We start from the raw sequence: 24,864 nt of genomic DNA, 5'->3' as shown, positions 1-24,864 counted from the left end.
TCAGGCACCCGGGTTGGCGGGAGGGACGGGGTTGGAGGCGCTCGGCGCGTGCGTCCGCAGATCGGCCAGCGCTTCGAGCAGGTCGTCGATCGAATAGGGTTTGGTAAGCAACTTGTCGACGAGTTCGTGATCGAGCATGTCGCCGTAGCCGGTCACAGTCAGATAGGGCACGTCGCGGCGACGCAACTCTTCGGCCACCGGCCACGAGTGCTGCCCTCTCAAGCTGACATCCACGATCGCCAGATCGAACGAATGCGCCGACAGCGCATCGAGGGCCTGTGCGACCGTGCCGGCGATTTCGACCGAGGCGGCGCCCGCGTACAGCACGCCGTCTTCGACCGCCATCGCGAGCAGCTCTTCGTCCTCGACGATCAGAAGCTTCTTTCCATGCAAGAAATTGGCCATGAGCTATCCAAATTCCGGAGCTGCATTGTGCTGGGTCGATTGTTAAGCCCGAATCGTCGCGCATGCGGCGGCGGAATCGACCATGCATCACCTCGTCTCGACCGCCCCGTCCTAGGATGACAGGCCCCTTCCGACAGGAGCTCAGCATGCAAACGCAGGAACTGCACCGCGGCCGTCTGATCGACCACATCCAGTTGGTGGTGCGCGATATCGACGCGAGTCGGCATTTCTACACGGCCGTGTTCGAAGCGTTGCAGGTGCCGATCGGCGGCCGCGGCGACGACCACTTCTGGGCCGACGAATTGTTCGTGTCCACCGCCGACAGCCAGGCCGCGCAAGGCGAACTGACCGGGCGTCATCACTTGGCCTTTCAGGCGCGCGATCGCGCGATGGTCGAGGCGTTTCATCGCGCCGCGCTGGCCCATGGCGGCCGCGACCACGGCGCGCCGGCGGAACGGTCTTACCACCCCGGCTACTACGCGGCGTTCGCGCTGGATCCGGACGGCAACAACATCGAGGCGGTGTATCACGGCGAAGCCGAGCGCAGCGCGCCATCGGTGAAGATCGTGTTTTGACCGCGCGGTCCGTGGCGCGGCTGGCGCGCCATGGAAGGCCATCGGTCGCCATCGCAGTCGCGACGTGGCCGTGTAGGCGAGGTGAGGCCCGAGCTGAATTTGCGCTAACGCGATGTCTCGCGTAGGACGTTTCGCGCGCTTCGTGCGCCGCGACTTCGCGTCGCGCTAACGTCGCGCGCCTCAGCTTGGACGGGCAGTCCTGAAGGTCCTGACGAACGCCGAGATCCAGGGCCTTCGCAACTTCATCCAGGAGAAACGACATGATTACGCGTATCGCCGGTTTGGCCGTTCTCGTCGCCGCGATGGCCGGGGCATCCGCTGTGCAGCCCGCGCGCGCGGCCAGCGCTGAGACCAAATGCCATATGACCTTCAAGACCTCCGGCTGGGCCGTCATCTACAAGCACATCGACGGTGCCGGCCACGTCAGCTGCGACAACGGCCAGAGCGCGGACGTGCGCATTCACATCCGCGGCGCAGGGCTGACCGCGGGCAAGTACAGCATCGACAACGGCAAGGGCGAGTTCACCAAGCTCAAGCACCTCGACGAGATCTACGGAACCTACGTCACCGCCGGCGCGAACGCGGGCGTGGTCAAGAGCGCCGAGGGGCTGGCGATGACCAAGGGCGAAGTCTCGCTGGCGGTCAACGGCACCGGTCGCGGCTTCAACCTCGGCGTCGACGTGAGCGGCTTCGAGATCGTAAAGGCCAAGTAAGCTCTCGCACGCCGAGGTGGCTAGAGAACGGGGCGTCGATCGGGCGCCCCGTTCTCGTTCCGGTTTGGTCGTGTTTGGTCGTGGCCACGATATTGAACGTCGCCGCGCGGCAGCGTCGCATCCTGTGAGACCCAGCGCGACTAGGGTGCCGGCATGGACACTGTCAGCAGTCAACATGCGCCCTTGCCGACGGGCTTTCATTGGGAAGTGCAGGGCGCGGCGCCCACCAAGCATCTGGTCGCCGTGCCCGATGCCTCGCCGGCGGTATGGCTGGCCTCCATCGGCGGCGACGGCGACAGTTGCATCGCCACCATCCGCCGACACAAGGCGCGCGCCAATCACATCGACCGGCCGTTTAGAACGACCGCCGCGGCCGCGGGCTGGGTCGCGCGTTGGCTCGATCGTCAGGGCGGATTGATCCAGGAAGAACTCTCGCGCGACACGGCGTAGCGGTCGCTGACTCGGCGTTTATGGAGAGAGTCGAATCGGATGGCACGGATACTCGGCTACATCGCGGCGAGCCTGGACGGCTTCATCGCCACCAGCGAAGACTCGCTGGACTGGCTGTTCAAATACGAAGGCCTCGATCTGGGGCCGCACGACTACAGCGTGTTCCTCAAGCGGATCCGCACGGTGGTAATGGGTCGCGGCACCTACGACTTCATCGCCGGCGAACCGTCGCCCTGGGCTTATGGCGATCAGCGCGTGCTGGTGGTCAGCTCGCGTCCGATCGACGACCCGAAAGGGCCGCTGCAACGACGCCAGGATGTCGATGCACTGATCGCCGAGCTTCGCTCGCTAGACGACGGTGACGTGTGGATGCTCGGCGGCGGGCAACTGCAGATGGCCTTTCTCGAGCGCGGCGCCATCGACGAAATCGAAATCTACGTTTTTCCCGAGCTGCTGGGTGGCGGCAGGCCTTTGTTCCCCGCCGCGGGCCTGCGGGCCACGCCTAGGCTGCTAGGCGCGCAGGCGCTCGACCGGGGCTGTGTTCGGTTGCATTACGCATTCGATGGGCCGCGCCAGAGCAACACGAAATCGAGTTGAACGCCGCGGCGCCCGGCTGAGCGAGCGGGCCTCGCGCGGACTCGTAAGGATCAAGCGGCCCCGATGGCAGGAATCATCCCGATGGATCGCGGCCCCGCGTCGGCAGGCTCGGTTCCGTCAGCCCGGATCGGTGAAGAAGCCCTTGATCGCAGTGCCGTTGGGGCCGTATTTCTCGTAGATCTTCTTGCACTCGGCGTCCACGGCCTTCGGCGAGGTTTCGCTCGCGGCATTGAACTTCTTGGTCTGTTCGCTGCGCGCCTTGATCATGGTCGCGTTCTCGTAGTCCACGCCGATGTCGATGCCCAAGGCGTCGAGCACCCGGATCGTGTCGCCGCTGTTGATATTGCGGCAGTAAGGCTCGGCGGCCGAGGCCGTTCCCCAATGCTTGAGCGCTTCTTCCCTGGGCATGGCGGCGTGGGCCGGGATGGCCACGGCGGCGGCGAACAGCGCAACGTAGATAATCCGCATTTCGGCTTCCTTGATCGGTGTGATATCGGCGCTATGCCTGGTGCCTGAAGCGAGCGGGCCGGTAAACAAACTCCGGCGCGGCTTGCTCGTTTCCGGCAGCTTTGGCGCAGTGGCGGGAAGTGTACCCGCACTGCGATTCTCGATGCGCCATCGCCGCGATGCGACGTGGACGGCCCGTTGCCCGGCCGGCTGCGTTGGCTCCCGGATCGAGGTGTCGCCGGTTCGGACGGCGACGGCTACCGCCCGGGCCCAGACACGGATTCGCACTCGCTGTGCATGAAGGCCTGCATGCGTTTCGCGTCACCGCCGTGCCCGGCCGGGCAGTTCGGCCGTTCGCGAGAAAAGTCCGCCCCATCGCGATGGATGTAACAAAGCGTCGACTAAGCTCCCCGGCGACGACCCGCCCGAAGCGACGCCCAAGCCCATGCAGCGATACCTCGTCACCGTGCAGCGAACCGGACACGGTCTGGCCACGATTCCGATCGAGGAACTGGCGACCGCGGCCATAGTCGAGATTCCCGGGGTGCGGGATATACAGATCGTCCGCCATTCGTCGTTGGAGGCCGAGGTTTCCTTCCTCGTGGCCGCCGAGCGACTCGCCTCGGTCGTGGAAGACCGGTTGAGCCATTTCGGCCTGACCTGGGTGAGCCTGCAATTGCTCGAGGTGCTGCAGTCGCCGGATCCCGACGTCGCCGGCGGCCGCTGAGCGCTGCGTCGCATCGGCATGTCGGCCGAGCGATCCGAGATGCGTCGTCGTCGAGCGTCTCCTGAGTCGATCGCTGCTGCGATGCTTCTTGCTGACGCACATCCCGGTCGCGATCAACCGGCTTCACAACGTCTCTCAGCGCATGGCTGGATACTCGCGACCGAATCGGCGGCCGGCTCTTCACGCAACCGTTGCATCGCTCCCTTGGCTCGGCTAAAGCCCCGAATGTTCGCCAACGATGACGACCACCCGATCCGGAACCAGGGGATCGTTCGTGTAGACCCGGACGACGCAATCGCTGCGCCGTGTCAGCACGGACGCGAACGTCTCCAGCAGCACGGAGGTGACGACCAGAACTCCGCTCGGCGTCGCGATCCGGCGCGTGCAGACCAGTTCGCCGGGCCGGGCCACGAATTCGTCGCTGACGATGAGCCGGGTCACCAGGCCGTTCGCCGTGGCATTGCGAATGGCGATGCAGGTGTCGGTCGCCTGGATCGGGACCTTGCCGACCAGGGGCGGCAGTCCCAGGGCGCCGGAGTCGCACACAAGAACAACAGGGTTGAACTGGGTAATGCGTACGTGCGCCTTCATGGCCCCCTTTGAACGCCGAATTGACGAGGTGGCGTATATGAACATCCACGCCGAGCACTGCCTAGCGAAGTCAAAAAAGAAGCTGAATAAGTCAGCTTGCAGCGTCGCGGTTGCAGCAATTCGCATTGCGCAATTTCGCGGATCGGCGATCAGCTCGCCGCCTGCTCGGCAAGGACGACGTGCCCGCCCAGGCCTCAAGCCCGGCGCCGCGATTGGCCGCTGCCGATGCGATCGTTTACCCTGAACCTGAGAACATAAGGAAATCGCATGCCGAATATCGCTACCGTCCTGAAAGAAGAGATCGCGCGTCTGGCGCGCAAGGAACTTCGGCAACACATCGATCCGTTGCGGGCGCAGGTGCTGGCGCAGCGCAAGGCGATCTCGGCGCTCAAGCAGGAAATAGCGGTGTTGCAACGCGATATCGCGAAGTTGGCCAAGGGCACGTCAAAGGCCGTGCGGGTCGGAACCGATCCGGGCTCGTCCGGCAAGCCGTCGCGCTATTCCGGCGCGCTGCTGCGCAAATTGCGCGAGCGGCTGGGCCTGTCCCGCGATGCCTTCGCGCCTTTGATCGGCGCGAGTCCGCAGGCGGTGTACAACTGGGAACAGACCGACACCCGCCCGCGTCAGGAATTTCTCGACAAGATCGCCCTGGTTCGCGGCCTGAGCAAGGCGCAGGTCGCGGCGCTGCTGGAACAGCACGGCGCGCCGAAGACGACGCGCAAGGCGGGCAAGAAGGCCACGAAAAAGAAAGCGGTCCGCGCCAAGGCCGCATCGATTCAAAAATAAGTTCCGCCGGCCCCATCGGAGCGGACAGCGGCGACATACGTATGCTCGCGACAGATCGGCGCCGATGGCGCCGCGCATGCTTCGCGCTTGCCGAACCCGTCGCCCGCGATGGTTTTTCAGGTCGCGCGCATCTTCACCGACCCGAATCGCTGCATGCCCTAGGCTGACGCACCTGGAGTTTGTAGATCGTCCATCGCGGTGGAGGTTCGAATGTCCAAGGCAAACAAGTCGGTTCTGGAAACGGCCAACAAGGCGATCAGCGAAGGCGACATCGAGGGATTTCTTTCGTTCTGCACGCAAGACCTCGAATGGACGATGGTGGGCCAGGAAACCATCGAAGGAAAGGATGCGGTTCGTCGCTGGATGAAGACGGCGTACGCGCAGCCGCCGCGGTTCACCGTGAGCGACATGGTCGCGGACGCCGATCTGCTCACGGCGATCGGCGAAATCGAGGTCAAGGATGCGCATGGGCGACCAGCGCGCAGCGCGTACTGCGACGTCTGGCGTTTCCGCGACGGAAAGATGGCGCAGTTGAGAGCGTTCGTCGTCGGTCTGAACGAGCGGGGTCGATAGCGCCGGCATCCACGCCAAGCCCGCAGTAGCGCATTCGCGCTAAGTCTGGACGCTGTAGGTGATGAAGAAGCACACCGCGGTCAGCAAGGTCATCGAGGCGATGAAGGCGGCGTCGGCGATGCGTTCCAGCCGGTGCAGCCGCTTGGGCACGCGCAAGGCGAAATACGACACCAGGGTCGCGACCAGAAACAGGATCGCATCGAGCGCCAGCAGATCGTCGGCGAGGGTCGCGGTGCGTTCGACCGCGGCCACCACGCGCAACAGACCGATGCCGGTCAGGCATACGCCGACCATCGCCGCGGAGATCGGACAGATCATCCGGCAAGTTTGCTCGTCGAGTTGATTGCGTTGCTCGGGTGTCTGCATGGCCGGTTCCTCGGTGTAGCGCTCGAAGGGGCGGTCCTGGCGATGGCGTCGGTCGCGGTCCGCGCGGTGGGTGTTCGTCGTGGCGTCAACGCTCGGGCGTCGCGGCCGATGACATCGAGCGGGATCGCCGAATGGTCCGCAAACCGCGCGCCTGCGTCACCTGAATTTTTGGTAATGATTCCCTCACGCCGATTGAACCGGCGCGGCGCGGCGCGGGCCTACGATAGGCCCCGTCGCCGCTTCGAGAGGATGAGCACCATGACCGTTTCGTTCGCGCGCGGTCTGACGATCGCGCTGATTGCCGTTGCGGGCCTGCAGGCCGGCACGGATGCGCAGGCCGCGGTCGCTAAAACGACCGAAGCGGCAAAGCCCAGTTACGACTCGCTCGACAGCAACAAGGACGGCGTGGTGACCTTGCCCGAAGTGGTGGTCAAGGCGCCCGATCTCGCCGCGCGCATCCGCCATTGCGACCTCGACCACAACAGCGCCTTGTCGCGCGCCGAATACGCGGCCTGCAAGCCGGCCGCGTCGGAAAAGGCCAAGTAATCGGCGATGCCGGCGCGCCCGCCCGGCGTCCGCCGTTAGCGTGGGCGGCGGTGTTTACCGCGTCGCCTTCGCCTGGAACGAATGCGCGATGCTTATTGGTAGGAACACTCAAGGCTCTCGGGCGAGTCCGGGATCATAGTCGTAAAACCGGTGCAGGCATTCCTGGTGAACCGCGGCAACAGCCCCGTGCCGCCCATGTAATTCGAGTCGTAGTGAAGCATGTAGCGCTGCCCGTTGGCCGCTCGCAGCGCGGCGGTCCAGACGTCGGAATCTATGCCGCGGTGCTCGATCGCGAACCAGTAGGCAATGCGTTGCGAATCGGCGGCCTTTGCGCACTGCCACGCGGCGGTCGCATCCTGTCCAAGCGCGACCAGGCCGCATTCGCGCGCATTCGGGCCGGTGAGCATCGCCAGCTCGTCGCGCAGCGGGTTGCCGGTCGTCGGCGGTTTGACGACGGCGGTTGGTTTGACGGCGGCCGGCGGATTGGCGGTAGCCGGACGATCGGCCGGAGAACACGCGGCCGCCAAGGCCGCCGCGATCAGAAGATTGATTCGTGAACAGCGTTGCATGCGTCCTGGCTCCTTGAGTCCATTCCGGCCGCGCTGCGGCGGCGCCTGAAAACCACAGGGCATCGTGTCCATTAAACCAGCTCTGCGCGCGTTGGCGGGGTGCCCCGATCGCTCGGTCATCGGATTTCGATGAACAAGGTCTTGGCTGGCACACTGCTTACCCGGTTGGAGCATCGTAAGTGTGACCGCTCCTCACTGAGCCGAACCGCGAGACCGCCACCGCTTGTGCGCTAGCGTGCAAGCATCCGTGGACGCAGCCGGTCGCTTGAGGCCGCTGCCCGACCCGATGCTCCGCCGTTATCCATTCGGACGGCCGCGTGGTCAGCCACGTCCAGTGCTTTCAAGCGCGGTTCGAAGTTCCAGCGGCAGCGGTACCGGCCGCCGTGTTTCCGGCGATATCGTGACCTGGGTGATGGAGGCGCGGAACGTGCGGGTTCCCTCGGCGTTGGCGGCATCGACCGCGAGGGTGAAGGAATGCTCGCCCAATCGTTCGACCACGACTTCGATAGCGATGACCTCGTCCCAGACCATGGGATGCAGAAATTCGATCGAGAGTGCCCGCGCGGGCGGAAGGATGCCCAGGGCGAACAGCCGCCTCGCCGCGGGGCCGCCGAGCGCATGCGACAGAAAATCCAGGCACGCCTCCACGACAAAGTGGGCGATGCGAGGCGTGTACACGACCCCGCCCGGATCGCAGTCGCCGAACAGAATGACCCGGCTGGTTTGGAAAGGCATCGATCGTTCTCCGTTGGTGGTGCGGCGCGCCGACGCGCGAGTTGCGCCGGGCCGCCAGATAACCACCGCCATGCTCCTAGGCCGCGCTGGCCGACGGCCCGAAGCCGGCAACCGAATGTGCATCGTGCATCGGGTTTTCTCAAGGCATCCAGGCCACTGGCATGCGACCGTTCGCCTTAATGGCCCTGGCGCGCGTGCACGCCGGTTCCAATACTGCGCGCGCACTCGGTCGCTCGGCACCACGCCGCGCGCCGCAATCCGTCGAAGTCCGCTGATCGGAGGTCGCGAAGCATGTCTGGCAATCCTTTCTTGCGCGCTGTGCTGGCCGCCATGGCGATACTCCTTGCGCTCGCCGCATTCAGCCCGGTCGCGAGCGCGCGTGCCGCTTACACGACCACGCGGGTGGCGCCGGGGCTCTACAGTTTCGGCGGCGGGCTCGCCTTCAACGCGTTCATGATCACCGACGAAGGCGTGATCGTCATGGACAGTTTCGACAAGGATTTCGCCAAGGAATCGCTCGAGGCGATACGCAGGTTGACCGACAAGCCGATCAGGTACCTGATCTATTCGCACAACCACTACGACCACATCGGCGGCGGCGAGGTGTTCAAGGCCGAGGGCGCGACGATCCTCAGCCATGAAGCGACCGCGCAATGGCTCAAGCGCCACCCCAGTGCGGAGGTCGTGATGCCCGATCAGACCTGGTCGGGAGCGAAGTCGGAACTGAAACTCGGCCGCGGCGCGATAAACCTCGTGTACTTCGGCGCGAACCACGGCGAGGGCATGACCGTATTTCAATTCCCGAACGAACGCGCCATCTACACCGTCGATCTCGTCGTGCCCCATCGGGTGGGCTTCGCCTACATGCCCGATTTCTCTCCGCGCGAGTGGGAGAGAACCCTGGCCGAAATGGACGCGCTGGATTTCGAGCAGGTGATGTACGCCCACAACGCGCCGGTCGGGCCGAGGTCGAGCGTCGCCGACCAATTGCGGTATCTGCGCGACCTCAGGGCCGCGATCGAGACCGAGCTCAAGAAGGGCACGCCGTTCATGCAGATCCCGGACACGGTGAAGCTTCCGCAATACGCGACCTGGGACGGGTATGCGCAGTGGCTGCCAATGAACGCATGGCGCGTGCTGCTGGAGATCGCGATGGGCGTGTAGCGATCGACGACGGTCGGAGTAAGCGGACGAGGCCGTCTTCCCGCACCTCGTTCGCCGGGGCCGTCATTGTTTTGCGGTTTCGCTACGGGACGCGGGTAACCTGCCCGTAGGTCGCCATCCAGCGTCCGTCCCGCTTCGCCCAGACATAGGACACCCGCAACCGGCGAGTCTGATGCCTGCCGTCCTGAGTCCATCTCAGGTCGAGCAGGCCGCCGATCACCGCGCCGTCGCTCCAGACTTTCTGGATCCGCTCGCGCAGCACGTACGGTTCGATCTTGAATCCGGGCAGATTGAAATCGGCGAGGAACTGCTGCTTGTTTTCCACCGAGGCGTTGGAGTTCACCAGCACATAGTCGTCATCGACCAGGTGCGCCAACGCGGCGACATCGTTGCCGACCTGCGCCCGATCGTAGTCGGCGACGGCCTTGGCGAGATCGGGCGGAAGCTCGCTCGCGAATGCGGGCATGCTGAGCAACGCGAGGACAAGCGCGAGCTTCATGGCTGGCTCCGTGTATGGGTTGAAGCGGAATCCGAAGGCGCTCGTCGCCGACCGATCGCCCGGCGAACAGCGCGCGCGGCGATGCAGGCGCGCGCGCAAAGCGCCGGTCAGTGTCGGAGACGAATTGCGATGAGCGGCCACGGTGCCGCCCATGCCTTGACTACGCAACGGCCATTTAGCGCATCGCGCGAATGCCACCGCGATGGCGCGACGGTTGCGGATCGTCATGATCCGGAACGGACCGCCATCGCGCGCCCGGCTTACGCGGCGCGCAATTGCGCGACTTGTTCCAGTGCGCCCGCCACGGCGTGCTCGGCGTGTTCGGCGCCCATATTCATGCCCTCGGCGCGCACGAACTCCAGGCGGGTCACGCCGAGGAAGCCGAAGAACGCGCGCAGATAGCTTTCGTGGTGTTCCAGCGCCGCCATCGGCGACTCCGGCGAATAAATGCCGCCGCGACTGGAGGCGACGATCACCCGCTTCGCACCGAGCAGGCCCCGCGGCACACCGGTCTCGTAACTGAAGGTCTTGCCCGGAATCGCCAACGCGTCCAGCCAGGATTTAAGCGGCGCCGGCACGCTGAAGTTGTACATCGGCGCGCCGATCACCAGGGTGTCGGCGTCGAGCACCTGCGCCAGCGCGAGATGGAGCGCGCGAACGTCGTCGGTTTCGGCCGGCGCGGCCGGATTGCGCGCGATCGCGTTGGCGGTGGACAGTTGCGGCAGCGGGGAGCGGTTGAGATCGCGATACACCACGCTCGCGGCGGGTTCCAGCGCGATGAGTTTGGCCACGATCGCCGCCGACAGTTTGCGGCTGACGGACTGGTCTTCGAGGATGCTCGAATCGATGTGCAGGATATTCATGGACGGTTCGCCAGGGGAAAGGGAAGGAGGCGAAAACCCCTGCAATCGCAGGCGTTTTTGCTTGCCATGCAATCTATTGGCGTATAGTGATCGTCACAAGAAGGATGATTTTCCGGACTAAGTATGCCCGACCATACCGTCGAATCGTGCACCGCCAACCCCGAAGGCATCGACGAAGCGCACGCGGAAATCCGCGCGGCCTGCGCCGTGTTCGCCGGCAAATGGAAGCTGGAAATCCTCTGGCTGTTGATCCAGCGCGTGCATCGCTTCAACGAACTGCGACGGGCGATTCCCGGCGTCACTCAGCACATGCTCACTCAGCAATTGCGCGAGCTGGAGAACGACGGCATGGTGCGCAGAACGGTGTATCCCGAGATCCCGCCGCGCGTGGAGTATCAGATCACCGAGGACGCGCGTCGGCTCAAGCCGGTGTTCGAGGCGATCCTGACGTGGTCGCATGCTCGCGGCGGTGGCGAACGCGGGGTCGAGGACGCCGCGGCCTGAGCTTCGGTCGCCCTGAAGCGGACTGAAGACCGGTTGTCGATGAAAGTCGCTTGCAGGCCGCCGCCATCGCGGCGGCAACGACGGTAATCTCCGCTGCGCGCCCTGGATGCGAGATTCGCTATCCGCGCTGCGCCGTCACGATCCACGCGCGCGAGTCGAACCACACGCCATCGGCGCGCTGATGTTCGGCCAACAGCTGGCGCAGGCGAGCCACCGCGTTCGCGCGTTCGCTGGCATCGAGACCTGCGAGCCGGCCGCTGACGGTGGAGAACCCTGAGACGAAGTCGAACGCGGCCTCGACGTCGCGCCCGTAGAAAACCGGCGCATGCACTTCGTCGAACACCGGCGCGGTGAAGCCGGCCGCGTCGAGGATGCGGCTTGCGACGTTCGGGTCGCCCAGCGAGAAGGCGGGCGGAACGGCGGGTGCGTCGGTGGCTGCGGCGGGGTCGGGCGTAAGCGCGCGTTCGATCGATGTGGCCCACTCGTTACGATCGCGGCTCTGCCACACCATCATCAGCAGGCGTCCGCCCGGACGCAACGCGCTTCGCAGGTTCGAGAAGGCGGCGACCGGATCGGCGAAGAACATCGTGCCGAATCTGCTGATCGCCACGTCGAAGCGTTCGCGCGGCGGTTCATATCGTCCGGCATCCGCGCAGACGTATTCGACGTTGTCGAGCTGTGCCTCGCGGGTGAGCAGTTTCGCGCGTTCGATCATTTCGCTGGAATGGTCGACCCCGAGCACCGCTCCGGCGGTCGCGAGCTGCGCCGCCTCGCGCGTGGTCTGCCCGGTGCCGCAGCCGATGTCGAGGACCTGATCCGTGCTGCCGATGGCGTAGGCGCGCCGCAGTGCGAGGTTGTGGTGTTGCAGTTCCAGATCGTAGTCGATCATTCGGCAAGGTCCTTGGTCCCTGTTTACGCTGCGACACGGACGCGCATGCGGCCAATCGTCCCGGCGCGATGACGCACGGTGTCGATCCGTCCGCAGCCGGCGATCGCTCGTGGCTTCGATCAAGACTACGGCGTCTCATGGGCGATGAAAACAAACCCGCTGCCACTCACCCAGGATCGGGCCACGGCGCATCGCGGCTTGCGTGTCGTCGCTTCCCGGCGAATGCGGCGGTCGTCTCCGTATAGCCGTAGGCCGGGGCGATTGGTTCATCGCGGTCGCGCGGCACCGGCGACCACTGCCTGTTCGTCGGCGTCGTGTCGCAGGAATGTCCTGCGGACAATGCGCTGAAGACGAAGTTACGGCTCGGGCCGGCAATCGATGCATCAGGCACGCCTGCCGCGACTGCTTTCGAAAGCACGGCAATGCCTGTGATCGCAGACATATGGGCGCGCCGCCATGAACGCTGGCGGGCTGCCCCAACCGACCAGGCCGGGCCATTTGACAACGTTGTCTATTGTGCGAGAGATTCACCGCCTGCAATCGACGGCGCAGGCCCGGCCACGCACAAGGGACAAGCTCATGGGGCAGCATCGCGTTCTTCTCGCCAGCATTCTGGCGGCATCGGTGGTTTGCGCCGGCTGCGATTCGAAAACCGGCTCGGGACCCGAACCGACAGCCAAGCCCGCGGAAACCAAGGCGGCGGAGCCGGCTTCGGCCGCGACGACGGCGCCAGTGTTCTTCGACGATTTCAACTATCGCGATCTCGCCGCGTTTCAGGCCAACGGCTGGAAGGCGAGAACGCAGACCGGTCATCCGGGCATCAAGGGCGCGACCTGGTCGGCGGAAGGGCTGTCGTTCCATTCCGACATTCCCGATACCCAGGCCGGCGCGGTCAGGATGAGTTCGGTCACCAACGGCACCGGCGAGAAAACCCGTCAGACCCAGTTCTGCCATGCGCGCAAATACCGCGAAGGCACCTACGCCGCGCGGATTTTTTTCCGCGACGAGCCGAACTCCGGCCCCGACGGCGACGAGGTCATCCAGACGTTCTACGCCATCAGTCCGCTCAAGGCGCCGATGGACAAGAACTACAGCGAAACCGATTTCGAATACCTGCCCAACGGCGGCTGGGGCGAGAACGCCAAGCCGGCGATGTGGACCACCAGTTGGGACACCTTCCAGCTCGAGCCGTGGACCAAGGTCAACGAATTTTCGCGCAAGGAAGGCAGCTACGCCGGCTGGCATACCCTGGTGTTGACCGTCGCCGACAAGAAGTTGATCTATTACGTCGACGGTCAGTTGTTCTCCGAGCACAGCAGCGCGGTGTACCCGGAAGACTTCATGTCGATCAACTTCAACCTGTGGTTCATGCCCAAGGGCGCGGACGGTTCGCAGGGCCCCGTGGATTCCCCCGAGATGCGCGAGTATCAGGAAGACATCGATTGGGTGTTCTTCCAGGAAGGCGTGGCGCTCGCCACCGCCGACGTGGAAGCGCGGGTCGCCGACCTGCGCGGCAAGAAAGTGGCGCACGTCGACAACGTGAAGGAACAAAATCCGGTGTTGCCGTCGCCCTGCGGGCTTTGATCGTCGTTGTTGCGCATCTGAGCGATAAGTGAGCCGGTTCCTGCCGGCTCACGCGGATGTCGCACGGACCCTTGTGCCGCGCTTTGCATCCATGGCCACCGCTTCGGCCAGCGCGGTCTTGAAAGCCCGGTGCGCCGTTCGCGGCACGACCGCTTGCGCGCCGCCGCCCCGTCGCGGCGCGAGCAGCTGGATCATGTCGATGAATCGAATGCGCAAGGCCAGATCGTCTCGTCCACGCGATGATCGTTTTGCGCCGACGGCGGCCGGATGCGCCGGCCGCCGCCGTAGTTCACATGACGCAAAGAACGCTTACGGCGCGGTGCGTGCCGGCTGCGCCTGTGGCGACCGATCGCTGTCGGTCGGCTGCGACGCCGGCGTTGCGATCGCAGGCTGCAGCGGCAGCAGCGAGGCGATCGGTGGAACCGGGCAGAATTCCTGTTGGCAGCTGACGAGGCTTTCCTCGCAGAATTGCACCTCTTCGGGCGTGTCCGCGCGGATCATGCAGCGCACATAGATCCAGTCGCAATCGCTGCAAGCCGCATGCGCGCTGGAAACAGGCAGCAGCGAGGCGACGACGGTGATCGATCCGAGCAATAGTGGGGTCAGCAAGTAAGACTTGAGCATGACGATCCTTCCCATGGATTGCGCCGAGTTATTCGGCTCGGCGAGATTATCACTCGGTGGATTTCTCCGAAGGCGACCACGCACAGTCGACACAGCCGGCGTCCCTCGATCGGTATTCGAAGTGAACCGCCCGCGGCACGGCGTCAACTTGAACAAAATCCTTGACGGCGATCACGCGATCGTCGTCAAAGCGCATTGAGTTGGCCGCTACGGTCGCGACATGACCTGCGCACGCTTGCGCGATTTCAGCCCGAGCCGCTGCAAAGCACCGGCGGGAGCAGGCTCGTGATCACCTCGACGGCGAAATAGCTCAGCCCTATCGCCGCACCCAGCCACAGCAACTCGTACGCCCTGAGCCAGGCGGTCACCAGCAGCAGGATCAGGCTCGGGATGCCCAGGACCAGCAGGCTGGCCAGGAACAAATAGGCGCCGCCCCAGCAGCCGAAGCGGTCGGTGCCGATGAAGACGACCGAGGCGGCGGCCAGCAGAAGCACCAGGATCAGGCAGGCGATCGCGCAGATGCGCGCGCCGCGATGACGGCCCGCCAGCCGCGGATCCACGGTCGGCGGAGTCGATGGATTCGGCGTTTCGAAGTTCATGGCGCGGGCTCGGCGGGTGGACGGTCGGCTTTCGTTCTTCGAAAGAAAGCAACGACCGCGTCCAGTATCAGCGCCACCGCTATGAAGGTCAGCAGCACCAGCCCGGAAAAGAGCACGCCCATCAGCGACATCGCCCAGAACATCAAGCCGGCGGTTCTTCCGACATCGAACACGGCGATCACGATCATGCACGTCACCACCGGCACGAACTCGAGCAGCAGGTAGGCGATCACGCCGCGACGCAGCGCGGTGCAAAGCCGCGGCCGCCAGACGGGACGCAGCCACCACGCGATCGGCAATACAACCAGCAGGACGACCCAGGGACCGAGCACGAACAACATCGGCAGATCGCTGGTGCCGGTCGCGCCGAATTGCGCCCGGGCCGGGTCGATGCACGCGATGAGGATCAGGCAGAGCGCCACGATCCGTGTGAGATGCCAAGAACGGTCGTTCAAACGGGAATCCTTTCGACTTGAAGACTCGAGGGGCGCGGCGAGGCGACCTGATGACGCGCCGGGCGCCGGAGCCGTTGCCGCGGATTATGGCCGAATCGCGGACTAGCCGAATCGTCGCGGCCGCCTTCGATGCCATCGCCCGGCAAGCGCATTGATCGATCCGGTCAGCTCTTTTCGCGGCCTGGGTACATCGGCGGGCGATCGCCTTCGATAACGTTCGGCTTCCGATCTTCCAACAAGGACCGAACATGAAGATGCGAACTTCCACGGCCGCGATGGGCATGGCGCTTGCGTTGTCCGGACTGATCCCGCTCGCGGCGTCGGCGCAGGATCCGATGGCGGCCCAGCATCGTCAATGCGAACGCGAGTTCGAGCGGAGCTCCGAAGCGCTCGGCGAGGCCTTCGCCCGGCGCGATCTCAATCGTTTCATGGCCGGATTCGCCGAGGATGCGGTCCAGGTCAACAGCCTGGGCCAGGTGCTCAACGGAAAACCGGCGATCACTGCGTTCTATCGCGCGGTGATGGCCAACGAGTACGTGTTCAAGCGCACCTTGCTGGCGCAGACGATCAGTCAATGCGCCAGCGCCGTCGTCGTCGACCGGGTCGAGTTCACGATTCCGTCCGCCGGCATCACCTTGCACGCGATCGACGTCGCCAACTGGGCGCGGGTGCGCGGTCAATGGCGGTTGAGCGCGGATACGACCACGCCGATCGCCGATCCCTAATCCAGGCGCGCGGCATGCTCGCCGCGCGCGATGGGCAAGCGAACTCAAGCCGCCGCGAAAGCGGCTTGATCGCCGCCAGGCGCCGGCTCAGTCCTCCGAAATGCAGCCTTCGCTCAGCTTGACGTACCAGTAGCCGGTGGCGGGCTGAAACTCCTCGACCAGGATGGTCTGCTCCTGGGTGGAGCGGCCCCAGTTCAAATAGCATCGGTTGCTGGCGTAATACGACGCGGCCTCGTAGGCCTGATCGCGGGTGTGTCCGTAGCCTTCGCCGATCACCTGATAGTGGTACTGATCCGCCACGGCCGCGGCGCTGAACGCGGTCAGCAGCGCGAACGCCGCCACGGAAAGGTAACGCTTGCTCATCTTCATCGCATGCTCCATGCATTGGGGTCGTGTCCGCACCATGCCGACCGACGATGAAGCCTGCGTTGAGCGCGGATGACAAAACGCGACCCGGGTCAACGTTCTTGATCAAACCGCGGCAAATCGACGATGCGATCGATGCCGGCGCTCTAGCGCGTGGAAACCGGCCTGGGCATCTCGTTGGACGCATCGACGATCGCGGCGACGGTGTAGCCGTTGCGGGTGATCGCCTCGATCGTTTCGGCCACCGTCAGCCAGTTCTCGACCCGCACGATCTGCGCGTCGTGTTCGAGATCGCGCTCGAAATTGATCCGGCTGCCCAGGTCGGCGCGCAGCACCGCCGCGGTGATCTCGCGCATGGCATCGCGATCCAATACGTTCTGCAGCCGCAGCTTCATCGCACGCTCGCCTGGGGCGGCGCGGCCACGGCCGCGGGTTCGGATTCGTCGGCTTCGCGCCACCACGGCGTCATCGCCTGCGGCGCATGCAGGTCGACGCGTTCGCCCATGCGCGGCGTGGTCAGCGCGACCTCGCGTTCGGTCGCCAGGGCCGACACGCGCTCGAACGGCTCGGTCCACGGATGCATGGCCAGGTCGAAGGTGCCGTTGTGGATCGGCAGCAACCAGCGGCCGCGAAGATCGATATGCGCCTGCACGGTTTGCTCGGGTTGCATGTGCACGTGCGGCCAGTTCGCGTTGTACGCGCCGGTTTCCAGCAGGGTCACGTCGAACGGGCCGAAGCGGCGTCCGATTTCCTTGAACCCGTCGAAGTAGCCGGTGTCGCCGCTGAAGAACAATCGCAGCGACGGCCCGCCCTGCGCTTCGTCAATGATCGTCCACGACGCCCACAGGGTCTTGTCGCTGTCGAACAGGCCGCGCCCGGAGAAGTGCTGCGCCGGCGTGGCGACGAAGCGCACGCCGTCGATGCTGGTGCCTTCCCACCAGTCGAACTGCAGCACCTTGGCCGGGTCGACGCCCCAGGCGATCAGCCGGTCGCCGACACCGAGCGGGGTGAGAAACACGCCGGCCGTGTCCGCGAGCTGGCGCACGGTGTCGTAGTCGAGGTGGTCGAAGTGATCGTGCGACAGGATCACCCCGCGCAGCGGCGGCAGGTCCGCGAGCGCGATCGGCGGCGCGTGGAAGCGCTTGGGGCCGGCCCACTGCACCGGCGAGGCGCGCTCGGCGAACACCGGGTCGGTGATCCACCAGCCGCCGCGCAGCTTGATCAGCACGGTCGAGTGGCCCAGCCGGAACAGGCTGTGGTCGGGCGCCTGCGCCAGTTGCCGCGGGGTCAGCGCCAGCACCGTCGGCACCGTGGCCGGCACCGCGTCGGCGGGTTTATTCCACAGCATGTCGCCGATGATCCGGAGCGTCTTGCGCACGCCCGTGGCCGGGCGCGGGTCCGGGTTGCGGAAGCGCCCGTCGCTGAACTGCGGCGAGTTCGCGCGGTCGCTGAGCGGCAGGTTGGTCTTGGCGGCGGAAAACAGGCAGGTACTCACGATCAGGGCTCCGATTGGCAGGCTGAGTCGGCGCAGGCGGAAGGGTCGAGGCATGGGCCGGGCCGGCTGTCTGAATAGTTACACTGCCCAGTGTAGTGTACTTTTTGAAAAAGTAAACCCGGCGGTGTAATCTGTCGCCATGACCGCTCCTTCCCCCGCCCGCCTGACCGACCGCAAGCGCGCCGCCATCCTCGAGGCGGCCGCGGCCGAGTTCCGCCAGGCCGGCTACGACGCCACCAGCATGGACCGCGTCGCGGCCAGCGCCGGCGTGTCCAAGCGCACCGTCTACAACCACTTCCCGAGCAAGGAAGTGCTGTTCGCGCACATCCTCCAGCAACTGCTGGAGCGCGGCGTGGCTTCGCCGGAGCTGGCCTATCGGCCCGACCGGCCGCTGCGCCCGCAATTGTTCGAACTGGTGCAGCAGAAGCTGCAGCTGCTGCACGACGAGGATTTCATCGACCTGGTGCGGGTGGCGATCGCCGCGGTGATCCCGTCGCCCGAACGCGCGCAGGAAATGTTCGCGCGCATCGGCGACAAGGAGGAAGGCCTGACCGTGTGGATCCGCGCGGCGGCCGCCGATGGCCGGCTGAATACGCAAGACCCGCTGTTCGCCTCGATGCTGCTGCAGGGCATGATCAAGGGCTTCGCGTTCTGGCCGCAGATCACCCTGGGCCAGCCGATGCTGACCCAGGCGCAGCGCAGTCAGGTGGCGGACACCGTCACCGACATGTTTCTGGGGTACTTCGCGGCGGCCTGAGCGCAGTCAATCGAGACCTGGCAGCAGATCGTTTCGCGTCATCGCATCCACCCTGCGCCGTTCGTTCGCGTCGAAACCCCGGTTCAGCAGCGACTGCAGCCGCTGTTCGCGCGCAGCGGCCGACAGCGAAGCGTCCGCCATGATCTTGCGCCGCTGCCGAGCGTAATCGCGCAGACGACCGTCCCAGCGATCGCGCTGAGCGTCCAGTTCGGCCAATCGACGCGCCGCATCCGCGCCGTACTGACGTTCGCGCTCGGCCAAGCGCTGCGCGGCGGGCACCTTGCGTCGTGCGTAGTCCTCGCTTTGTCTGAGCGACAGTTCCGCCTGATCGTCCTGCTGGATCAGGGCCAGGCGCGCGGGGTCCAGGGTCCGCTCAAGCTCGGCGAGTTTGCGCTGACGTTGCGCGGCATCAAGGCTGCGATCGTCGATCACCGCCTGACGCGCGAGGGTGTAATCCAGATAGCGGTCCTCATCGCCCCACCAGGCTTCGGCGATCGCCTCGCCCATGCGTTCGCGGCGCAGCGCGCGCAAGCGCATGACCGTCGCGCGCGGATCGCCGCCCGCGTTGGCCAGCGCGGCGGCGCTGCGTTCAAGCGTCGTGTAGCTGTCGAACCAGACCAGCACCTGGGCGACGGCGGCCGGTGCGAATCGGGCCTGGAGATAAGCCGCAAGATCGCCGCGGATCCGCCGTTCGTCGCGCTCGCCGATGCGGCTGATGAAGTAGTCGAACAGGCGCCGCAACTCGCGGTCGGCGATCGGCGCGCCGTGCGCGCTCAAATGCACGGCGCCGTCCACGCCGGTGCCGCGCAGCGAGTCGGGATGCTTGGTCACGGCCACCTGCGCCGAATCACCGGCCCTCGCCGGCGATCCCGCGTCGTCGGAAACAGCGGACGCATCATCCGATGTGTGGGCGCGATCCGGACGAGGCGCCCCGTTCGGGACGCCCCACCCGAGTATTGCGCCCAGCGCCGCGATCGCGGCGACCGCGACGAATCGTCCCCGCATCGATCAAAGTCCCAGGTTCTTCAGGCGATTGGCTTGAGCGCGGTACACGGTGACTGGGTTGGACGAGAACACCGAACGCAGGCCGAACACCTGATTGACCGAGTCGAAATGGTTCCAGTTGTAGTCGTCGCGCAACACCTCGCCCCAATGCGAGGAACACTGTCCGACGATGCCGTCGTTGGGCGAGCCGAGGTAGGACAGGCTGACCGCGCCGGCGGTCAGGTCGGTCGGATCCAGCGGGTTGGTGGACACGCCCACGCCGCCGAAAGAGTAATAGCGCACGCCATTGACCACCGCCGCGCCGCCGCCGCATTCGCTGTCGGGCCGGCCTTGCGGATAGCGCTGGCTGAACTCGGCCGCGCCCTTGGAACTGAGCTGATTCAACGCGGCCAGGGCATCGGCTTGCCCGCCCATCAACGAGGCGAACGCATTGATCACGCCGGCGACGATCGGACGCAGCGGCGAGCCTTCCGGCAGCACCGCGCCGACCAGATCGGCGGGCGCGGCACCGGCATGCGGTGTATGACCGGTGGTCACCGAGGCGACCAGGTCGGGCCGCACGGCGGCGACGTAGCGCACGGTCAATCCGCCCTGACTGTTGCCGATCAGATTGAACTTGGCGTGGCCCTGGGTGGCCTTGAGATTGTCGAGATACTTGATGAGTTCCTCGCCGCGCACTTCATCGGAATTGAATCCCGACAACTTCGCCGCATACACCGTGGCGCCGCCGGCCTTCAGTTCGTCGGGAATGTTGTAGAAGGTGCTGAAGCCCAGCACCTGATCGGACGAGGCGAAGCCGTGCACCAGCACGATCGGGTATTTGGTCTGGGTATACGTGTCCGCGGCGATCGCCGGCAGGGTCGCCGCGACGCTAAGCGCGGCGGCGACGGTCAGATTCAACAGGGTCTTCTTCAGCATGACGCGGACTCCATGAAAGAGGTTCGGGGGAAACCGCGCGCGCGCGGCGCGCGGCGATCGCATCGTTCACCCGGATCGGGCTCGGCGCGTGGGTGCGCGCGACCCGATCCGTTGCCGCGACCCGACCAAAGACATGCATCGTCGAATCGGCGGCAGCCGTGCCGCGCTAGGAAGCTAAGGAACGGCCCGAACCGCCTCAATGGCGGAATCGTCGCGATTCATTGGCAAAATCGCTCAGCTGTGATGCGCGTCGCTTATGACAGTCCGGGCATGGCCGAGGCTTATGCCGTCGGGACTTGGGCTTTCGCGGGTATTGGTGCATAAAACCCGATCCCGCCACACGGGCCGAAACAGCCGGCAGGCTTCCCAGGACCGCGAAACGCAAGCGATGTCATCCGAATCAGCCAGCGCGCCGGGCACCACGTCGTCGGATCACAACCGCACGGTCTCGATTCATTTCGTGCATGCGGCATTGCGCGGCGCCAGACGGCGAGGCGAAGCGGTCGAGCCGCTGCTCGCGCCGGCCGGCATTCCCGCATCGGCGCTCGACGAGCCGCGCGCGCGCGTGAGCTTCGAGCAATACGCGCGGCTGCTGCAATCGCTATGGCGGCATATGGACGACGAATTGCTCGGTTGCGGCCGGCATCGGCTGCCGCTCGGCAGTTTCGGCATGATCTGCCGGGCGATCATCCACAGCAGCTCGATGGGTCACGCGATGTCGCGCGCCAGTCGCTACTACGCGCTGCTGCAGGGCGGCCGCCCCGATTTCCTGATCGCCCGCGACGGCGAACTGGGTTATCTGATCATCGACGAATCCGAGGGCGGATTCGCCGACCCGTTTCTTGCCGAGACGCTGCTGGTCGCGGGCCATCGTTTCGCCAGTTGGCTGATAGGCGAAGCCATCGCGCTCAAGCGCGTGGATTTCAGTTTCGCGATGCCCGCCTACACGCACGAGTACGAGATCATCTTCGCCGCGCCGCTGCGGTTCGGCGCCGAGCGGACCGCGTTGTGCTTCTCCGCCGCCTGCCTCGACGCGCCGGTGGTGCAGGGCGACGACAGCTTGCGGGTGTTCCTGCGCAACTCGATCTACGAGCTGTTGCTCAGGCGCGAGCACGGCAAGAAGATCAGCGCGCAGGTGCGGCGCATGTTCGGGCACGACGAAGACGGCTCGATGCTGCATCTGGAAATCGTCGCCGAACGCTTGACCATGAGCCCGCAGACGTTGCGCCGTCTCCTGAAACGGGAAGGAAATACCTTCCAAGGCATCAAGGATGGATGGCGCCGCGACACGGCCATCACGCTGTTGGCGGAGACCCCCATGCCGATCGCGGAAATCGCCAGGCGCGTGGGCTTCTCCGAGCCGAGCACGTTCCACCGGGCGTTCAAGCACTGGACCGGTTTGCAGCCCAGCGCCTATCGGATGCATAGGCCTTAGGTCTCTGCGTAGTGGATGCGGCGAACGGGTGTTGTTCGTCGCCTGATGGCCGCCCGTCGAGCTCCGATGTGCGGACCGAGGAATCGCTTGAACGCGACGGTATCCGGATTGGGATCACAAATCCGAGACATGAAGCGCAAGGCAAGGCCGGCCGCGTTCGCCTATTTCGTTTGCGCTTGGACATGCGATGAAATATCGACGACTGTGATTGCACGAGTCGTTATATGGCTCGCATGCCTCGATACACCCGGTTCTTAGCCTCTAAGGAGAGAGACATGACCCGTTCCACCAAACTGATGACGCTGTGCGCTTTCGTGTTCGGCCTGAGCTTCGCCAGCGCCGCTTTCGCCAGGGATTGCGTTACCGAATGCAAGCGCGCCGCGATCGCGCAATGCCTGTTGCTCGCCGCCGAAGGAGAAGCCGAGGCGTGCTATACGGCCGACTACAGCTACTGCCGCGTGGCATGCGGCGTCGTCCTGCCTAACGGCTAGGCCTCGGCTGCGCAGGATCGATGCGATCCATCGATCCGGCGCTGAAACCTCCGACCCGGCGCAAGCTGCGGCTACGTCGGGTCTTTACTACCGCAACAGGATCGACAGGCTGGCCTGCGATGTGCAGTCGTTAGTTGCACGCAACGGATGCCAGGCCACCCATGCGGCCCGCGCGCGTTTCGCGTCGATGCATGAGCGCAGTCGATCGCGCGTGGCGAGACCGTTGGTAGCCACGACGCCGGCATCGATGCCGGTGCCCGGCGTGGCAGGCAACGCATCGATCGCGCTCGTCAAACAAGGTGCGTCCATCCTTACCGGCGAAGTTCGAACAAATGTGAAATCGCTTCGGCGCGGCGCCGGATCCGGGCGGCGATGTTTGCTGGATCGCGCCGGCGCCGCGGTCCGCGACGCCGGCACTCGGCTCAGGGTTGCTTGACCGCGTTCGGCGAGCCGTTGGTCACATAGATCCCGGTGCATTGGCCGGCGGCGCTGCGCGAGAAGTCGATATAGGAATCGGTGCGCACCGCTTGCACCGCCGCCAGCAGGCTGGCGTTGGAGGTGATGCACAGGGTGGAGGTGCCCGCCGCGTTCCTCGCTTCGCAGCCGCCTTGCGCGCCTGCGGTGGTCGCGCTGACGAAGCAGGCGATCAATTGCTGGGAATCGGCGCTGTTGCGCGCCGTGCCGGCCATGCCGTAAGCGCGGGTCACCTGGCCGAGCCCGTTGATCTCCAATGTCACCGGAACCTCGACCTTTTCGCCGGCCGCGGCCGGCGCGCACACCATCGACAGCACCGCCGCGGCCATCGCCGCCACCATCGCGAGCTTCATCGTATTCCTCCTTGAAAACCTCCGGGATGGAGGCATGCGACGCACTCCAGCATGCCTCGGCGGCGGTCACAATCACGCCGATCCCGTGGCGCATCCGAACCTTGCGGGATGGGCGCTGCGTCGCGCGAGCGCTGTGGCGGCCATCGCAGGTCGCGCAGACGCGTCGCCGCTGTGGCACGGCTGGCGCGGACGATTCTTGCAACGTTGGAGGTGCCGGCGCCCGGATGCGGCAAGGGCTGCGGATGCGGCTCTTGTCGCGTGCGAACCATGCAATGCGGTTAATACGGCAAGGCGATATGTCGCTCGGCGCAAACTCGCTCGTAGTGGCGCTGCACTTCGGACAGTTGCTCGGTCAGGTACTCGATTTCATCCGCCAACTCCTCCAGCGCCATCGCGGCGAGCAACCGTCCCATCCGCTGCGCCTGCTGTTTCAGCATGTGCAGCGAGTCGCCTTGCACAACGACGCCGGGATAATTTCTTCGCGGCAACTGCACGACGGCGTAGTTGCCCGGTGGGCTCAGAAGCTCGGCTTGCAGGGTCATGGTTCCCTCACTGACGCAAAGATTGGGGCCGCGCTTCGAATCCAACTCGGATTCGATGCTTGCTCATCACGCCAAGCTACCGGACAGGAGAGCGGGCGGCGCAAGCCGACTGCCGTTCGGGTCGGTCCCCGGGCGCTCGAACCCGATGCGCTCGGCTCATGGCCGATGTCACGACAGGCCCGCGGAAGGCCAGAATCCGCGGCGCACCCCGGCCGGTCCGGCGGCTGGGCCCGCCGCCGAGCCGCCAGATCGGGACTTGCTTTTGTATCTTACGATCTATATCGTAAGACGTATCTTACGATACGTTGAGTGCCCATCATGCGCCGTCCCTTCATCCACGACTCCGGCCGGGCCTTCGGCTGCGACGACTTTTCGCGTTTCGAGCTGTTCTCCGGCCATCCGTTCGCGCACGCCGGCGGCCACCCGCGCGGCGGCCGAGGCGGACGCAGGGGCGGCGGCTACCCGGCCGGACCGGGCGGGGCGGGGTTCCCGGGCGGTTTCCCCGGCGGCTTCGACGACAGCGAAGGCTTCTCGCGCGGCCGCAAGTTCAGCTCCGACGACCTGCAATTGCTGCTGCTGGCCCTGATCGAGGACAAGCCGAGCCATGGCTACGAATTGATCAAGGCGCTGGACACGCGTTCGAACGGTTTCTATAGCCCGAGCCCGGGCATGGTCTATCCGGCGCTGACCTATCTGGAGGAGCTGGGTTACGTGACCGTCGAACTGGAGGGCAACCGCAAGCGTTACGAACTCGCCGAGCTCGGCAGCGCGCATCTGGCCGCGAACCGCGAACGCGTCGACATGATGCTCGCCAAGTTGAACCACATCGCCCGCAAGATGGATTCGGTGCGGCGCGCGCTGGCCGGCGAAGAGCCGGCCGATCCGTCCGAAGGCGGCTGGGTGCCGGAGCTGATCCAGGCGCGGCGCGCGATCAAGACCGCGCTGTACCGTCGCGAGGAGCTGTCCGTCGACGAACAGCGCCGCATCGCCGCGATCCTGCGGCGCGCCACCGACGAGATCGAAGGCCGCGGCGACTGATCGC

At 65.4% G+C, this 24,864-nt stretch carries 38 protein-coding genes; 16 read left to right on the top strand and 22 right to left on the bottom strand.

The features are described 5' to 3' along the window. Complete coding sequence (locus IEQ11_RS24830; protein WP_046658430.1) at window positions 1-405, bottom strand: response regulator; 405 nt, start codon at window positions 403-405, stop codon at window positions 1-3. Window positions 406-551: 146 nt separating this feature from the next. Between IEQ11_RS24830 and IEQ11_RS24825 the strand changes: the two genes are divergently transcribed. From IEQ11_RS24825 to IEQ11_RS24810, 4 genes are all read left to right on the top strand, one after another. Further along, a complete protein-coding gene (locus IEQ11_RS24825) occupies window positions 552-980 on the top strand; it encodes a VOC family protein (protein ID WP_191821544.1) in 429 nt (142 codons plus the stop codon). Window positions 981-1,240: 260 nt separating this feature from the next. Next, a complete protein-coding gene (locus IEQ11_RS24820) occupies window positions 1,241-1,693 on the top strand; it encodes a hypothetical protein (protein WP_191821543.1) in 453 nt (150 codons plus the stop codon). Window positions 1,694-1,846: 153 nt separating this feature from the next. Next, on the top strand, window positions 1,847-2,143 hold the full coding sequence (locus tag IEQ11_RS24815; protein WP_057923233.1) for a hypothetical protein: 297 nt from the start codon (window positions 1,847-1,849) through the stop codon (window positions 2,141-2,143). 39 nt (window positions 2,144-2,182) lie between these two features. Next, complete coding sequence (locus IEQ11_RS24810; RefSeq protein ID WP_191821542.1) at window positions 2,183-2,740, top strand: dihydrofolate reductase family protein; 558 nt, start codon at window positions 2,183-2,185, stop codon at window positions 2,738-2,740. A 117-nt stretch (window positions 2,741-2,857) separates the two neighbouring features. Here IEQ11_RS24810 and IEQ11_RS24805 read toward each other — a convergent pair whose 3' ends face one another. Next, on the bottom strand, window positions 2,858-3,475 hold the full coding sequence (locus IEQ11_RS24805; protein ID WP_191821541.1) for a hypothetical protein: 618 nt from the start codon (window positions 3,473-3,475) through the stop codon (window positions 2,858-2,860). A gap of 157 nt (window positions 3,476-3,632) precedes the next feature. Here IEQ11_RS24805 and IEQ11_RS24800 point away from each other — a divergent pair, with 157 nt between their 5' ends. Then, on the top strand, window positions 3,633-3,914 hold the full coding sequence (locus tag IEQ11_RS24800; RefSeq protein ID WP_191821540.1) for a hypothetical protein: 282 nt from the start codon (window positions 3,633-3,635) through the stop codon (window positions 3,912-3,914). Window positions 3,915-4,127: 213 nt separating this feature from the next. Here the strand turns inward: IEQ11_RS24800 and IEQ11_RS24795 are convergent, their stop codons facing one another. After that, entirely contained in the window at window positions 4,128-4,505 is a 378-nt protein-coding gene (locus IEQ11_RS24795) for a hypothetical protein (RefSeq protein WP_191821539.1), read from the bottom strand. A 267-nt stretch (window positions 4,506-4,772) separates the two neighbouring features. On the opposite strand from IEQ11_RS24795, the gene IEQ11_RS24790 reads away from it, so the two are divergent. Then, on the top strand, window positions 4,773-5,291 hold the full coding sequence (locus tag IEQ11_RS24790; protein ID WP_191821538.1) for a helix-turn-helix domain-containing protein: 519 nt from the start codon (window positions 4,773-4,775) through the stop codon (window positions 5,289-5,291). Window positions 5,292-5,501: 210 nt separating this feature from the next. Beyond that, window positions 5,502-5,864 carry a nuclear transport factor 2 family protein gene (locus IEQ11_RS24785; protein ID WP_191821537.1) on the top strand — a complete coding sequence of 121 codons (363 nt, stop codon included), beginning with the start codon at window positions 5,502-5,504 and terminating at the stop codon, window positions 5,862-5,864. Window positions 5,865-5,903: 39 nt separating this feature from the next. Here IEQ11_RS24785 and IEQ11_RS24780 read toward each other — a convergent pair whose 3' ends face one another. Then, on the bottom strand, window positions 5,904-6,230 hold the full coding sequence (locus IEQ11_RS24780) for a hypothetical protein (RefSeq protein ID WP_036105392.1): 327 nt from the start codon (window positions 6,228-6,230) through the stop codon (window positions 5,904-5,906). 258 nt (window positions 6,231-6,488) lie between these two features. Here IEQ11_RS24780 and IEQ11_RS24775 point away from each other — a divergent pair, with 258 nt between their 5' ends. Then, window positions 6,489-6,776 carry a hypothetical protein gene (locus IEQ11_RS24775; protein WP_191821536.1) on the top strand — a complete coding sequence of 96 codons (288 nt, stop codon included), beginning with the start codon at window positions 6,489-6,491 and terminating at the stop codon, window positions 6,774-6,776. 92 nt (window positions 6,777-6,868) lie between these two features. Here IEQ11_RS24775 and IEQ11_RS24770 read toward each other — a convergent pair whose 3' ends face one another. Further along, complete coding sequence (locus IEQ11_RS24770) at window positions 6,869-7,345, bottom strand: hypothetical protein (protein ID WP_191821535.1); 477 nt, start codon at window positions 7,343-7,345, stop codon at window positions 6,869-6,871. A 321-nt stretch (window positions 7,346-7,666) separates the two neighbouring features. Next, complete coding sequence (locus IEQ11_RS24765) at window positions 7,667-8,080, bottom strand: acyl-CoA thioesterase (RefSeq protein WP_096418689.1); 414 nt, start codon at window positions 8,078-8,080, stop codon at window positions 7,667-7,669. A gap of 291 nt (window positions 8,081-8,371) precedes the next feature. On the opposite strand from IEQ11_RS24765, the gene IEQ11_RS24760 reads away from it, so the two are divergent. Next, on the top strand, window positions 8,372-9,244 hold the full coding sequence (locus IEQ11_RS24760; protein WP_247024670.1) for an MBL fold metallo-hydrolase: 873 nt from the start codon (window positions 8,372-8,374) through the stop codon (window positions 9,242-9,244). A gap of 82 nt (window positions 9,245-9,326) precedes the next feature. Here the strand turns inward: IEQ11_RS24760 and IEQ11_RS24755 are convergent, their stop codons facing one another. Both IEQ11_RS24755 and IEQ11_RS24750 read right to left on the bottom strand, forming a co-directional pair. Then, on the bottom strand, window positions 9,327-9,971 hold the full coding sequence (locus IEQ11_RS24755; RefSeq protein WP_191821533.1) for a nuclear transport factor 2 family protein: 645 nt from the start codon (window positions 9,969-9,971) through the stop codon (window positions 9,327-9,329). 32 nt (window positions 9,972-10,003) lie between these two features. After that, window positions 10,004-10,606: an FMN-dependent NADH-azoreductase gene (locus IEQ11_RS24750; protein WP_036105386.1), complete on the bottom strand. Its 603-nt coding sequence runs from the start codon at window positions 10,604-10,606 to the stop codon at window positions 10,004-10,006. A 123-nt stretch (window positions 10,607-10,729) separates the two neighbouring features. On the opposite strand from IEQ11_RS24750, the gene IEQ11_RS24745 reads away from it, so the two are divergent. Further along, a complete protein-coding gene (locus IEQ11_RS24745) occupies window positions 10,730-11,110 on the top strand; it encodes a winged helix-turn-helix transcriptional regulator (protein ID WP_191821532.1) in 381 nt (126 codons plus the stop codon). Window positions 11,111-11,228: 118 nt separating this feature from the next. Here IEQ11_RS24745 and IEQ11_RS24740 read toward each other — a convergent pair whose 3' ends face one another. Together IEQ11_RS24740 and IEQ11_RS24735 are read right to left on the bottom strand one after the other, a co-directional pair. Then, a complete protein-coding gene (locus IEQ11_RS24740) occupies window positions 11,229-12,122 on the bottom strand; it encodes a class I SAM-dependent methyltransferase (protein WP_228464524.1) in 894 nt (297 codons plus the stop codon). A gap of 43 nt (window positions 12,123-12,165) precedes the next feature. Next, window positions 12,166-12,441, bottom strand: a complete 276-nt coding sequence (locus IEQ11_RS24735; protein WP_191821531.1) for a hypothetical protein — start codon at window positions 12,439-12,441, stop codon at window positions 12,166-12,168. 290 nt (window positions 12,442-12,731) lie between these two features. Between IEQ11_RS24735 and IEQ11_RS24730 the strand changes: the two genes are divergently transcribed. Continuing rightward, window positions 12,732-13,583 (top strand): glycoside hydrolase family 16 protein, encoded by an 852-nt coding sequence (locus IEQ11_RS24730; protein WP_198338925.1) that lies wholly within the window; start codon window positions 12,732-12,734, stop codon window positions 13,581-13,583. A gap of 48 nt (window positions 13,584-13,631) precedes the next feature. On the opposite strand, the gene IEQ11_RS24725 is transcribed toward IEQ11_RS24730, so the two are convergent. The 4 genes from IEQ11_RS24725 to IEQ11_RS24710 all read right to left on the bottom strand — a co-directional run bounded on the left by IEQ11_RS24725 (window position 13,632) and on the right by IEQ11_RS24710 (window position 15,261). Then, window positions 13,632-13,799 carry a hypothetical protein gene (locus tag IEQ11_RS24725; protein ID WP_191821530.1) on the bottom strand — a complete coding sequence of 56 codons (168 nt, stop codon included), beginning with the start codon at window positions 13,797-13,799 and terminating at the stop codon, window positions 13,632-13,634. Window positions 13,800-13,892: 93 nt separating this feature from the next. Then, window positions 13,893-14,207 carry a hypothetical protein gene (locus IEQ11_RS24720; protein WP_096417542.1) on the bottom strand — a complete coding sequence of 105 codons (315 nt, stop codon included), beginning with the start codon at window positions 14,205-14,207 and terminating at the stop codon, window positions 13,893-13,895. A gap of 245 nt (window positions 14,208-14,452) precedes the next feature. Continuing rightward, complete coding sequence (locus IEQ11_RS24715; RefSeq protein WP_191821529.1) at window positions 14,453-14,806, bottom strand: hypothetical protein; 354 nt, start codon at window positions 14,804-14,806, stop codon at window positions 14,453-14,455. Further along, the gene (locus IEQ11_RS24710) at window positions 14,803-15,261 is read right to left on the bottom strand and encodes a hypothetical protein (RefSeq protein WP_191821528.1); all 459 of its coding nucleotides are present in this window, start codon (window positions 15,259-15,261) and stop codon (window positions 14,803-14,805) included. Before IEQ11_RS24710 ends, IEQ11_RS24715 begins: the two co-directional genes overlap by 4 nt. A gap of 248 nt (window positions 15,262-15,509) precedes the next feature. On the opposite strand from IEQ11_RS24710, the gene IEQ11_RS24705 reads away from it, so the two are divergent. Continuing rightward, entirely contained in the window at window positions 15,510-15,986 is a 477-nt protein-coding gene (locus IEQ11_RS24705) for a YybH family protein (protein WP_191821527.1), read from the top strand. Window positions 15,987-16,073: 87 nt separating this feature from the next. Here IEQ11_RS24705 and IEQ11_RS24700 read toward each other — a convergent pair whose 3' ends face one another. From IEQ11_RS24700 to IEQ11_RS24690, 3 genes are all read right to left on the bottom strand, one after another. Beyond that, window positions 16,074-16,355: a hypothetical protein gene (locus tag IEQ11_RS24700; RefSeq protein WP_148650654.1), complete on the bottom strand. Its 282-nt coding sequence runs from the start codon at window positions 16,353-16,355 to the stop codon at window positions 16,074-16,076. A gap of 143 nt (window positions 16,356-16,498) precedes the next feature. Beyond that, complete coding sequence (locus tag IEQ11_RS24695; RefSeq protein ID WP_036105368.1) at window positions 16,499-16,747, bottom strand: hypothetical protein; 249 nt, start codon at window positions 16,745-16,747, stop codon at window positions 16,499-16,501. Further along, a complete protein-coding gene (locus IEQ11_RS24690; RefSeq protein WP_191821526.1) occupies window positions 16,744-17,901 on the bottom strand; it encodes an MBL fold metallo-hydrolase in 1,158 nt (385 codons plus the stop codon). The genes IEQ11_RS24695 and IEQ11_RS24690 overlap by 4 nt, the downstream gene beginning before the upstream one ends. A gap of 85 nt (window positions 17,902-17,986) precedes the next feature. On the opposite strand from IEQ11_RS24690, the gene IEQ11_RS24685 reads away from it, so the two are divergent. Next, on the top strand, window positions 17,987-18,604 hold the full coding sequence (locus IEQ11_RS24685; protein WP_191821525.1) for a TetR/AcrR family transcriptional regulator: 618 nt from the start codon (window positions 17,987-17,989) through the stop codon (window positions 18,602-18,604). A gap of 6 nt (window positions 18,605-18,610) precedes the next feature. Here the strand turns inward: IEQ11_RS24685 and IEQ11_RS24680 are convergent, their stop codons facing one another. Both IEQ11_RS24680 and IEQ11_RS24675 read right to left on the bottom strand, forming a co-directional pair. Further along, window positions 18,611-19,435, bottom strand: coding sequence for a lipase secretion chaperone (locus tag IEQ11_RS24680; protein WP_191821524.1), 825 nt, complete (start codon window positions 19,433-19,435; stop codon window positions 18,611-18,613). Window positions 19,436-19,612: 177 nt separating this feature from the next. Continuing rightward, entirely contained in the window at window positions 19,613-20,527 is a 915-nt protein-coding gene (locus tag IEQ11_RS24675; RefSeq protein WP_096417521.1) for an esterase/lipase family protein, read from the bottom strand. Between the two features lie 388 nt (window positions 20,528-20,915). On the opposite strand from IEQ11_RS24675, the gene IEQ11_RS24670 reads away from it, so the two are divergent. Together IEQ11_RS24670 and IEQ11_RS24665 are read left to right on the top strand one after the other, a co-directional pair. Then, the gene (locus IEQ11_RS24670; protein ID WP_191821523.1) at window positions 20,916-21,962 is read left to right on the top strand and encodes an AraC family transcriptional regulator; all 1,047 of its coding nucleotides are present in this window, start codon (window positions 20,916-20,918) and stop codon (window positions 21,960-21,962) included. Window positions 21,963-22,237: 275 nt separating this feature from the next. Further along, on the top strand, window positions 22,238-22,453 hold the full coding sequence (locus IEQ11_RS24665) for a hypothetical protein (protein ID WP_096417515.1): 216 nt from the start codon (window positions 22,238-22,240) through the stop codon (window positions 22,451-22,453). A gap of 87 nt (window positions 22,454-22,540) precedes the next feature. Here IEQ11_RS24665 and IEQ11_RS24660 read toward each other — a convergent pair whose 3' ends face one another. The 3 genes from IEQ11_RS24660 to IEQ11_RS24650 form a co-directional block, all read right to left on the bottom strand. After that, entirely contained in the window at window positions 22,541-22,747 is a 207-nt protein-coding gene (locus IEQ11_RS24660) for a hypothetical protein (protein ID WP_191821522.1), read from the bottom strand. 128 nt (window positions 22,748-22,875) lie between these two features. Further along, window positions 22,876-23,280 carry a hypothetical protein gene (locus IEQ11_RS24655; protein WP_191821521.1) on the bottom strand — a complete coding sequence of 135 codons (405 nt, stop codon included), beginning with the start codon at window positions 23,278-23,280 and terminating at the stop codon, window positions 22,876-22,878. A 278-nt stretch (window positions 23,281-23,558) separates the two neighbouring features. After that, window positions 23,559-23,822, bottom strand: a complete 264-nt coding sequence (locus IEQ11_RS24650) for a DUF6959 family protein (protein ID WP_157754280.1) — start codon at window positions 23,820-23,822, stop codon at window positions 23,559-23,561. A 318-nt stretch (window positions 23,823-24,140) separates the two neighbouring features. Here IEQ11_RS24650 and IEQ11_RS24645 point away from each other — a divergent pair, with 318 nt between their 5' ends. Continuing rightward, complete coding sequence (locus IEQ11_RS24645; protein WP_191821520.1) at window positions 24,141-24,860, top strand: PadR family transcriptional regulator; 720 nt, start codon at window positions 24,141-24,143, stop codon at window positions 24,858-24,860. Window positions 24,861-24,864: the final 4 nt, after the last annotated feature.

Source organism: Lysobacter capsici (assembly GCF_014779555.2).
Taxonomy (GTDB): Bacteria; Pseudomonadota; Gammaproteobacteria; order Xanthomonadales; family Xanthomonadaceae; genus Lysobacter; species Lysobacter capsici.
This window is presented reverse-complemented; position numbering and strand designations above follow the sequence as displayed.